This is a genomic window from Hallella mizrahii (genome assembly GCF_009695775.1).
GTDB lineage: Bacteria > Bacteroidota > Bacteroidia > Bacteroidales > Bacteroidaceae > Prevotella > Prevotella mizrahii.
The window spans coordinates 39,182-50,454 of sequence record NZ_VUNG01000012.1 but is presented as its reverse complement, the minus strand read 5'-3'; the positions used below and the strand labels follow the sequence as shown (position 1 = coordinate 50,454).

Genomic DNA, 11,273 nt, shown 5'->3' with positions numbered 1-11,273 from the left:
ATCAACTAAGAGACGAGAAAAGAAAACTTTACATCTTTTTGTCGCCAAAGAAAAATCCCGCATCTGTTGTACACAGATACGGGATTTTTTCTTATCTTTGCAAATGAGTCTCCTTGCGTCAGCGAAGATTCTCCAAACCAAAATACTATAAAAGCCATCAGATGGAACAGCTATTGCACTACTGCTGGAAGCACAGGCTCTTCCCACTACAACAACTCAAGACCACCAACGGACAAGACGTGGAGGTCATTGATCCGGGACTGCACAACCGAAATGCGGGTCCCGACTTCTTCAACGCTAAGGTGAAGATCGACGGCACGCTGTGGGTGGGAAACGTGGAGATACACGACAAGTCGTCGGACTGGTATCTCCACGGACACGAGAAGGATGACCATTATAATAATGTGGTGCTGCACGTCACGGGAAAGGCTGACACTGAGGTGAAGACCGCCAATGGCGACGTGCTGCCGCAATTGGAGATGGAAGTGCCCGAGACGGTGGAAAGACACTACCAAGAGCTGTTGCAGGAAGACCAATACCCGCCCTGCTATCGCATCATTCCGCAACTATCACGGCTGACCGTTCACTCTTGGATGAGCGCGCTACAGACTGAGCGCCTCGAACAGAAGACAGAGAAGATACGCCAGCGCGTCGCCATTGCCAACGGCTCCTGGGAGCAGGCTTACTTCGTCACACTGGCGCGAAGCTTCGGCTTCAGCATCAACAGCGAGGCGTTTGAGCAGTGGGCACTACACGTGCCACTGCATGACGTAGACCACCACCGCGACGATCTCTTCCAGATTGAGGCGATCTTTATGGGGCAGGCGGGAATGCTCAACACCGACGACATGCCGCAACGACACAGAAAGCAAGCTGAGGAAGACGAGTACTTTCAAAGGCTGAGACACGAATATCTCTATCTCGCTCATAAGTTTTCGTTGGAGCCCATCAGTGGACAGCGATGGCGCTTCCTAAGGCTGAGACCACAGAACTTCCCAACGATACGCATCTCACAACTGGCCAACCTCTATTATCATCGCCGGACAGGACTGAGCCAACTCGTCGACTGCAAGACGCTGAAAGAGGTGCAGCAACTCTTCGACACCGAGGCAACACCCTACTGGGAAACGCATTATACCTTCGGAACGGAAAGCAAGAAGGCTGAAAAACGACTGTCGAAAGACTCTGTCACCGTGTTGACGATCAACACGGTGGTGCCCATGCTCTTCGCTTACGGCAGACACAAAGAGGACGACAGGCTCTGCGACCGCGCCTTCGACTTCCTGGAGGAGCTCAAAGCTGAGGATAACCATATCGTCAGAATGTGGAAACAATGCGGGCTCGACGTAGAAAACGCCGGTGACTCTCAGGCTCTCATCCAACTGAAAAACGAATACTGCGACCGCAAGGACTGCCTTCGCTGCCGATTCGGATACGAATACCTGAGAAATGTATAATGTATAGTGTATAAATAAAAATGAATAAATATCACGCAACACTCATGAAGTCTTATCTCTTCGAAACCCGTATGGAGGTGCGCGACTACGAATGCGACATCGAAGGTATCGTCAACAACGCCAACTATCTCCACTATACCGAACATACGCGCCACCGCTTTCTCCGTGCCCTCGGCGTGAGCTTTGCCGACCTGCACGAAAAGGGCGTGGACGCTGTCGTGGCAAGGATGCAACTGCAATTCAAGCGACCACTGAAATGCGACGATGAGTTCCGCTCGTGCCTCAACCTTCATAAGGAGGGCGTGCGCTATGTCTTTGAGCACGATATCTACCGTGCTTCCGACAACGCTCTCTGTTTCCATGCCGACACGGAACTGGTCACGCTCATCAACGGACGCCTCGGCGTAAGCAAGGACTACGACGATGCTTTTCTGCCTGTCATTGAGCGATTTGAAAAAGACGGTACCCCCATCACTGCTTCTGACAACAATGTCTGTAAATAGCCTTTTTTCCTAAGCATGATCACTGAAGAGGAACTCATCAACACCATCATCCTGACACGTCTCAGCTACTTCCATCTCAACACGATGGTGGAACTCTATAAACAACTGGGCTCCGCCACTGAGATCATCCGGCAACGCGATCAACTCAAGACAACCTTTCCCGGACTGCCTCAGCGCATTTCCGACGACCTGATGGATGCCGAAGCCATGAGACCAAGAGCCGTGGAGGAACTGGCCTATTGCCGGGAGCACGACATACAGATGCTGTGCCTCAACGACACGAACTACCCAAAGCGACTCACCGAATGCGCAGATCCGCCACTCATGCTCTTCTACAAGGGACTGGCTGACCTCAACCGGCAACATGTCATCGCGGTGGTCGGCACACGCCACTGCACCACCTATGGACAGGATCTCATCCGTAACTTCCTCGCAGACCTGAGCCGGCTGTGTCCAGACACGCTGATTGTCAGCGGACTGGCATATGGTGTTGATATCCATGCGCACCGCAACGCATTGGCCAACAACATGGACACTGTGGCAGTGCTGGCCCATGGTCTTGACGACCTCTACCCGCCACGGCACCGTGACACAGCCAACGAGATGGTCTTCCATGGCGGTCTGCTCACAGAATATATGACGCACACAAAGATCGACAAGCTCAACTTCGTGCGCCGAAACCGTATCACGGCAGGCCTCAGCGACGCCACCATCGTGGTGGAAAGCGCTGAAAAAGGCGGAGGACTCATCACCGCACGCATCTCAAGAGAGTACAACCGTGACGTCTTCGCTTTCCCCGGACCGATAGGCGCGCCCTACAGCGAAGGATGCAACCACCTGATCCGCGACAACGGAGCCGCACTGATCACTTCCGCAGTAGACTTCGTCAAGGCCATGGGATGGCAAGACGAACTGGAAATCAACCAAATGAGAAAGGCAGGAATAGAGCGGCAGATGTTCCCGGAACTCGACGAGGAAGAGCAAAAAATCACCTCCCTGCTGCAAACACAAAACGATCTGCCTGCTAACATCATCGCTGTAAAAACGGCACTGAACATCGGTACGGTACAGGCCAAATTATTCGCTTTGGAGATGAAAGGAGTCGTCAAGCCCTATGCAGGTGGATTCTATCACTTGCTGAAATAGGTTTTCCCACTTTTTTTCGCTACCTTTGCACTCATATATGAAGATAGGAAACATTGACTTCGGTGAACGTCCGCTCTTCCTCGCTCCTATGGAAGACGTGACGGACGTAGGCTTCCGTATGCTCTGCAAACGGTTTGGGGCAGCGATGGTCTACACTGAGTTTGTATCTGCCGACGCAATCATCCGTAGCATCAAGTCCACTCTCGACAAGATGCACATCAATGATGAGGAGCGACCGGTAGGCATTCAGATCTATGGAAAAGACGTGGACTCGATGGTCGAGGCGGCTAAAATAGTGGAATCGGTGCACCCCGACATCATCGACATCAACTTTGGATGCCCGGTGAAAAAGGTGGCCGGAAAAGGTGCGGGAGCGGGGATGCTCAAGAACATTCCGCTCTTGCTTGACATCACAAGAGAGGTCGTCAAAGCCGTAAAAACACCGGTAACCGTGAAGACGCGACTGGGATGGGACAAAGAAAACCTGATCATCACGGACTTGGCTGAACAGTTGCAGGACTGCGGCATACAGGCTCTGACCATTCACGGACGTACGCGCAGCCAGATGTATACCGGCAATGCTGACTGGACCTTGATAAAAGCGGTGAAAGACAACCCGCGTATCCATATCCCAATCATTGGCAATGGTGACATCACCACACCACAGGAGGCGGAAGAGGCCTTTGACAACTATGGTGTAGACGCCGTGATGGTGGGACGGGCTACCTTTGGTCATCCTTGGATATTCCAAGAGATGCGGCAATATATCGATGCCGAGAAGGCTCGCAAAGAGGGCGGCACGCCCGTAGTGCCTGCTGTCCTAACCATAGACGACAAGATCGACATCCTGGAAGAACAGCTGCGCATCAATGTGGAACGCATTGACGAGTACCGCGGTATCCTCCACACTCGCCGTCATCTGGCCGCTTCCCCGATCTTCAAGGGCATTCCCAACTTCCGACAGACGCGCATCGCCATGCTCAGAGCAGAGACTGTCGAGGCCCTTACCGACATCCTTGAGCAGTGCCGCGCCTTCTTGAAAAGCAGCGAAAAAGCACAAGCGGAGAGCAGCGGAGAAGCACAAGCGGAGAGCGGCAAAGCACAAGCATAGAGCGACAAAGCACAAGCGGAGAGCGGCGGAGAAGCACAAGCATAGAGCGGCAAAGCACAAGCGGAGAGCGGCAAAACACAAGCGGAGAGCGGGGAAAAAAGACGAAGAGCGGAGCCCAAAGCACTGCAATCCCGTCTGTCCCTCACTATCGCTGGGTTCTGTATGTGGCTGCTGTGCAGCCGCCCCCCTCCTCCCCCTTTAACAAACAAGCAATCATCAACAAACAATGGCAGAAGACTTTGACATACATGAGGAAAAGCTCTCCTCAACAGAGAAAGAATTCGAGAATGCGCTGAGGCCCCTGCACTTCGACGACTTCAACGGTCAGCAGAAGGTAGTGGACAACCTACGCATCTTCGTCGAGGCAGCCAAATACCGAGGCGAGCCTCTCGACCACACGCTTCTCTATGGTCCTCCTGGCCTGGGAAAGACGACTTTGAGCAATATCATCGCCAACGAGCTCGGCGTAGGATTCAAGATTACTTCCGGTCCCGTCCTTGACAAACCGGGAGATCTGGCCGGAATCCTCACATCGCTGGAACCCAACGACGTGCTCTTCATCGACGAGATCCATCGACTGCAGCCCGTCGTGGAGGAATATCTCTACTCCGCCATGGAGGACTATCGCATTGACATCATGATCGACAAAGGGCCGTCGGCAAGAAGCATACAGATCGATCTGAATCCCTTCACGCTCATAGGAGCCACCACGCGCTCTGGTATGCTCACTGCACCTTTGCGTGCCCGCTTTGGCATTAACATGCACTTGGAGTACTACGACCCGGAGACACTGAAGAAAATCATCAAGCGTTCGGCTATGCTACTCAAAGTGCCTATCGAAGACGATGCCGCCATGGAGATCGCACGGCGCAGCCGAGGCACGCCACGTATTGCCAATGGACTGTTGCGACGCGTGCGTGACTTCGCGCAAGTGAAGGGCAACGGCACCATCACCTCCGCCATCGCACAGCTGTCGTTGGGCGCGCTGAACATCGACTCCTACGGTCTTGACGAGATCGACAATAAGATCCTACTGACTATCATCGACAAGTTTCGTGGTGGACCTGTCGGTGTCTCTACCATTGCCACTGCCATCGGCGAGGATGCCGACACGGTGGAGGAGGTCTATGAGCCGTTCCTGATCATGGAGGGATTTATCAAGCGTACGCCACGCGGACGCATGGCGACAGCACTGGCTTACGAGCACTTAGGCAGAAATATTCGCACGGCAAACCCAATGCAGCCTGAACTGTTCTGAATTGAATAGAAATGGGAACATATTATATAAGGAGTTGACTCATTATTATCGTGAAGGGTACCTATTATATATAAAGAAGTTGACTCTCTATTTATAGAGAAAGGGATCGATTATATATAAAGGAGTTGACTCATTATATGCAAGGAACGAGTTGAAAAAATACGAGAACTGAACTTGGATACGTCAAGTAGCCACTCATATTATTATAAGGAAAATATTTAAAAGAAAGACCGTTTAGATTTACATAAAAGCAGAATGATGAGAATCAAAAAATACTTTATGACGCTGGCATTGGGCCTCTCGATGCTCTGTCCTGTGGCAGTGCAGGCTCAACGTATGCAGATCAACTTTGGACCGAACAGTCCTTTGCGCAAACTGCAAATAGCAGAGATGGCGATCAGCAATCTCTATGTCGACTCTGTCAACGAACAGAAACTCGTTGAGGACGGCATCCGAGGCATGCTGGAAAAGCTCGACCCGCACTCCTCCTACTCGTCCGCCAAAGAAGCCAAAGCACTCTCAGAGTCGCTCAACGGCTCGTTTGAGGGCATCGGCGTGCAGTTCAACATCCAAGCTGACACCCTGCTGGTCATACAACCCGTGTCGAAAGGCCCGTCGGAAAAAGTGGGCATCATGGCCGGCGACCGCATTGTCAGCGTCAACGACACAGCAATTGCAGGCGTGAAAATGCCACAGGAGGAGATCATGAAGCGGCTGCGTGGCCCTAAGGGCACTCATGTGAAACTGGGTGTTGTGCGGCGCGGCATTGCCGGAACGCTGTTTTTCGACGTCGTCAGAGACAAGATCCCAGTGAAGACCCTGGATGCCTTCTATATGATCAAGCCACACGTGGGATATATCCGCATCGGTAGCTTCGGTGCCACCACCTACGATGAGTTTATGGCAGCGGTAAAGACGCTGAAAGGCCAAGGCATGAAAGACTTGATACTGGACTTGGAAGAGAACGGTGGAGGCTATCTGAATGCCGCCGTGGACATCGCCAACGAGTTCTTGAAAAAGAACGATCTGATCGTCTATACGATAGGCCGACGGGTGCCCAGAGAGGAATACAGGGCGAAAGGCAACGGACAGCTCCTGGACGGAAAGGTGATTGTGCTCGTCAACGAGTTCACAGCCTCAGCAGCAGAGATCGTCACAGGTGCCATACAAGACCAGGATCGCGGCAAGGTCGTCGGCCGACGCAGCTTCGGCAAAGGCCTCGTGCAGCGTCCGATCCCCTTTGCTGACGGTAGCATGATGCGTCTGACCATCGCTCACTACTACACTCCCTCAGGCCGTTGCATCCAAAAGCCCTATAAAAAAGGGGATTTGAAGGACTATGAGATGGAACTGGATGACCGCTACAAACATGGGGAGCTCTATTCAGCCGACAGCATTCATTTTGCCGATTCACTGAAATTCTACACACTCCGCAAGCACCGCACCGTGTATGGCGGCGGTGGCATCATGCCAGACTACTTCGTGCCGCTCGACACAACATTGTACACACGCCTTCACAGACAGCTGATGGCGAAAGGAATCGTCATCAAGCATAACCTGAAATACGTTGACGATAACCGCAAGGAACTGAAGAGACGCTATCAACTCTTCAGTGATTTCCTGCAGCACTACACGGTGCCACAGACACTCATCGACAGTATCCTCGCAGACGGCAAGAAGCAGAAGATTGAGCCAAAAGACAACAAAGAACTCCAACAAACGCTTCCTTATCTCAAAACACAGCTAAAAGCACTCGTCGCAAGGGATCTCTGGGATATGAATGAATACTTTCAGATAATCAACGAAAAAAACAAAATTATCAGCAAAGCACTGCAAATAATAAGCAAAGAACAGTAACATACTGTCAACAATGTTTAAAACTATGTCTCAATCATTCACAATTTAAACATCATGTGCTGTTTTGAGAGAACAACAGGTGTAAAATCGTTGGTGGATAATTATTTAATGATTAAATTTGCTACATTAAATAACTATATAAAACAACGATTATGCCAAACCCGATTGACCTCGACGAGGCTCTCTTCCAGCGCATTGAATATTATATTGTCCATGAGAAGATGTTCCTCCAGCCACGCCTCTCGCGTGAAGATGTGACGAATCGGGTGTATGTGCCCAGAAACAAGTTTGGTCAGCTCTTCGTCCGCTTTGCAGGCACCAACTTTGTCAACTACGTCAACAACCTCCGGCTGGACTATGCCGTGAGGCTGCTCAAAGAGCATCAAGAATACTCTGTTGAAGCCGTAGCACGCGAATGTGGCATCCCAGCACCACAGACGTTCTATCGGATCTTCGTAAAGAAATACGGCATGACACCCACAGAATACAGAAAGAAATAACAAAAGTGCCCCGCTCTCCAAATAGGAATGCGGGGCTCTTTCTATATGAAGGAGACTGAAAAATCAGCGTTAGATCATACGCTATAGAACCGACACAAACGTGCCATAGAACCTTTATAGACGCGCTGTAAAGCTATAAACGCTATGCAATAAAGACTTGCAGGCTTACTGGGAAACAGCAAGGGAGACGTAAGCTGAGCGAGCCGATACATTGTCAACCCAAATACGTAGGAAGCATGGCCAAAGCCTTGTCCTCATTGGCTTCCATGATCTCGCGCTCACCAGGCCCTTTGTCGTTGATGCCACAGAGATGCAGAATGCCATGAATAATGACGCGATGCAACTCATCATCGTAGGCCTTGCCAAACTGCTCAGCATTGCTGCGCACCGTGTCCAGCGAGATGACGATGTCACCATTGATTACATCACCCTCGTCATAGTCAAACGTGATGATGTCGGTGTAGTAGTCATGGCCAAGATACTGGTTGTTGACCTCAAGAATCTTCTCGTCGCTGACAAACATATAGCCGATCTCTCCTACACGCCGGCCATAGGTGGCTGCTACTGCTTTGATCCAAGCCGTGGTAGAACGATGATTAAACTCCGGCATCTTCACGCCGTCTGACTGATAACTAATCATATTGTTGTGGATTAAAAGTCGAAATAATCAATGAACATCCGTGATGTATTCTAAAAACATCTATCATATATTGTAAGGACATCCGTTATATGCTCTAAAAACGCCTATTGTATGCAACGTACGGAACCCAAGCATTAGATGACCTTTCAAGCCCTCTATTTCCGTTTCTTTCCTCCCGGCAACATCCATGAAGCATCTTTATGGAAGTGGACCAGCTCGCGATAAGCTGTGGAGGAGATGCTTGTCATCTCCGGACTGGCGTAGATCAGCAGGGTCTCCAAACCGCCTAACTTGCGATTGTAGTCGGCCTGCACACGCTCATATTCGAAGTCTTGTACCGACCTGACGCCTTTGACGACATAATGCGCTCCGACGCGCTGAGCGAGGTCTACGGCTAAATCATTATAAGGTATCACCTCGATACGTTTCTCACCGCTGTAGAGCCTCTGAATGGCGTTTACGCGCTCTTCTATCGAGTAGGCATGTTGCTTGCGGGGATTATCCCCTACTCCAATGACCAATTTGTCGAATAGCGGCAACGCCCGCCGCACGATTTCGTCGTGCCCTATCGTAAACGGATCAAAGGAACCTACAAACAGACCTATCCGTTGTTTCTGATCTTGATTCATAAACCGTCATATCCTCCTTCCCTTTGTGGTATCATATACTTTTCTTTGCCCTGGTTGATTAGAGACATCATCCGTTTTTAAAAGGAGCATCTTCCGTGTTGATGACAGACATCATCCGTTTTTTAGAAGATACATCACCCTTTTTATCAGTGCAGATGCCTTTATTCTCCGTCATCGACATTTGTCTCTTCCCCCTCGGGCTTGTCCTCCTCGATCACCAAATTGTCAATGATGAAGTTCTGACGCTCCATGGTATTCTTGCCCATGTAGTATTCCAGTAGCTTCTGTACTTGGTCGTTTTTGTGCAAGGTGACCTGCTCGAGTCGTATGTCCGGGCCGATGAAATGCGCAAACTCATCGGGCGAGATCTCACCCAATCCTTTGAATCGTGTGATCTCCGGGTCGGGTCCAAGGTCGCGAATCGCGTCAAGACGCTCTTGCTCAGTATAACAGTAACGGGTGATGAAGTCGCTTTTCTTCTCATTCTTCAGCAGTTTGGCATCTGCGTTAGCGATGACTTGCTTGTTCTTGATCTTAGAGCGACGGTTACGAACACGGAAGAGTGGCGTCTGCAAGACATAGACATGGCCCTTCTTGATCAGCTCGGGATAGAACTGCAAGAAGAAGGTGATGACCAGCAAACGGATGTGCATACCGTCAACATCGGCATCGGTGGCCACGATCACCTTATTGTATCTCAGGTCATCAAGCCCGTCCTCGATGTTCAAGGCTGCTTGAAGGAGGTTGAACTCTTCATTCTCATAGACCACCTTTTTAGATAGACCGAAGCAATTGAGAGGCTTTCCTCTCAGTGAGAAGACAGCCTGCGTGTTGACGTCGCGGCTCTTGGTGATACTACCACTTGCGGAATCTCCTTCGGTGATAAAGATGGAAGATTCCTCCTTGCGGTCGTCGCGGACATCACAGAAATGGATGCGACAGTCGCGAAGTTTGCGGTTGTGGAGATTGGCTTTCTTGGCGCGTTCACGTGCCAACTTGGTGACACCGGCCATTGCCTTACGTTCCCGCTCACTCTCCTTGATCTTGTTTTCCAGTACGTCAGCGACATCCTCTTTATGGATATGCAGGTAGTTGTCGACCTCGCGCTTGATGAAATCACCGACATATTTATTAATTGTCTCACCTCCGGGTTCCATGAGTGTAGAGCCAAGCTTGATCTTTGTCTGACTCTCAAACACGGGTTCTTCCACGTTGATGGCGATAGCGGCAACGATACCATTGCGGATATCGGTGTACTCGTAATTCTTATCAAAGAACTCCTTAATCGTTTTGGCAATATGCTCTTTGAAGGCACTCTGATGCGTACCGCCCTGTGTGGTATGCTGTCCGTTGACAAAGCTATGATACTCCTCGCCATACTGATTGGTATGGGTAAAAGCGATCTCTATGTCTTCTCCTTTGATATGTACGATGGGATAGAGCGGATCGACTGTCATATTGTCAACCAGCAAGTCCTCCAAGCCGTTGCGGCTCTTGATGCGCCGCCCGTTGTACATGATAGTCAGACCAGAGTTGAGGTAGGTGTAGTTGCGGAGCATGGTCTCCACAAACTCGTCATGGAATGAATAGTTCTTAAACAGCGTATCGTCAGGACGGAAGAAGATATAGGTTCCATTCTCGTCCTGTGTCTCTTCGGTATGGTCTTCTTTCAGTACGCCTTTCTCAAAGACCAAGCAGCGTACCGTACCGTCACGATAACTCTTCACCTCAAAGCGGGAACTCAAAGCATTGACGGCCTTGACACCGACGCCGTTCAATCCCACGCTTTTCTTAAAAGCCTTGGAATCGTATTTGCCTCCTGTATTGAGCACCGAGACCGCCTCAACGAGTTTGCCCTGAGGAATGCCACGTCCATAGTCCCGTACCGATACGCTCAGATTGTCGATAATATCCACTTCTATGCGATCTCCGGCATGCATCTTAAACTCATCGATGGAGTTGTCGATGACCTCCTTCAGGAGCACATACACGCCGTCTTCAGGCAGCGAGCCGTCGCCCAAGCGCCCGATATACATACCGGGACGTGTACGTACATGCTCCATGTCACTGAGGTGGCGTATGTTATCATCAGTGTAAGCCACTGTGGGCTGTTCTTGCGAACTGTTTTTATTATTTTTATTTTCAGACATTTAGTTATAGATAGGATGAGGG

Annotated in this window: 10 protein-coding genes; 7 read left to right on the top strand and 3 right to left on the bottom strand. The window is 50.5% G+C overall.

Annotation, left to right across the window (positions count from 1 at the left end; translation table 11 throughout):
- Positions 1–161: 161 nt before the first annotated feature.
- The 7 genes from FYJ73_RS06475 (at position 162) to FYJ73_RS06445 (ending at position 7,832) form a co-directional block, all read left to right on the top strand.
- Complete coding sequence (locus FYJ73_RS06475; protein WP_154533897.1) at positions 162–1,457, top strand: DUF2851 family protein; 1,296 nt, start codon at positions 162–164, stop codon at positions 1,455–1,457.
- Between the two features lie 44 nt (positions 1,458–1,501).
- The gene (locus tag FYJ73_RS06470; protein ID WP_154533920.1) at positions 1,502–1,960 is read left to right on the top strand and encodes an acyl-CoA thioesterase; all 459 of its coding nucleotides are present in this window, start codon (positions 1,502–1,504) and stop codon (positions 1,958–1,960) included.
- Positions 1,961–1,975: 15 nt separating this feature from the next.
- Positions 1,976–3,106: a DNA-processing protein DprA gene (gene dprA / locus FYJ73_RS06465; RefSeq protein WP_154533896.1), complete on the top strand. Its 1,131-nt coding sequence runs from the start codon at positions 1,976–1,978 to the stop codon at positions 3,104–3,106.
- Positions 3,107–3,143: 37 nt separating this feature from the next.
- Complete coding sequence (dusB, locus tag FYJ73_RS06460; RefSeq protein WP_154533895.1) at positions 3,144–4,217, top strand: tRNA dihydrouridine synthase DusB; 1,074 nt, start codon at positions 3,144–3,146, stop codon at positions 4,215–4,217.
- Positions 4,218–4,443: 226 nt separating this feature from the next.
- Entirely contained in the window at positions 4,444–5,475 is a 1,032-nt protein-coding gene (gene ruvB / locus FYJ73_RS06455) for a Holliday junction branch migration DNA helicase RuvB (protein ID WP_154533894.1), read from the top strand.
- 303 nt (positions 5,476–5,778) lie between these two features.
- Positions 5,779–7,332, top strand: coding sequence for a S41 family peptidase (locus tag FYJ73_RS06450; RefSeq protein WP_235899264.1), 1,554 nt, complete (start codon positions 5,779–5,781; stop codon positions 7,330–7,332).
- A gap of 152 nt (positions 7,333–7,484) precedes the next feature.
- Positions 7,485–7,832 (top strand): helix-turn-helix transcriptional regulator, encoded by a 348-nt coding sequence (locus tag FYJ73_RS06445; protein ID WP_154533893.1) that lies wholly within the window; start codon positions 7,485–7,487, stop codon positions 7,830–7,832.
- Positions 7,833–8,046: 214 nt separating this feature from the next.
- Here FYJ73_RS06445 and ybeY read toward each other — a convergent pair whose 3' ends face one another.
- From ybeY to FYJ73_RS06430, 3 genes are all read right to left on the bottom strand, one after another.
- Positions 8,047–8,472 carry an rRNA maturation RNase YbeY gene (ybeY, locus tag FYJ73_RS06440; protein WP_154533892.1) on the bottom strand — a complete coding sequence of 142 codons (426 nt, stop codon included), beginning with the start codon at positions 8,470–8,472 and terminating at the stop codon, positions 8,047–8,049.
- A gap of 155 nt (positions 8,473–8,627) precedes the next feature.
- Positions 8,628–9,101, bottom strand: a complete 474-nt coding sequence (coaD, locus tag FYJ73_RS06435) for a pantetheine-phosphate adenylyltransferase (RefSeq protein WP_154533891.1) — start codon at positions 9,099–9,101, stop codon at positions 8,628–8,630.
- Between the two features lie 161 nt (positions 9,102–9,262).
- On the bottom strand, positions 9,263–11,251 hold the full coding sequence (locus FYJ73_RS06430) for a DNA topoisomerase IV subunit B (RefSeq protein WP_154533890.1): 1,989 nt from the start codon (positions 11,249–11,251) through the stop codon (positions 9,263–9,265).
- Between the last annotated feature and the right edge of the window lie 22 nt (positions 11,252–11,273).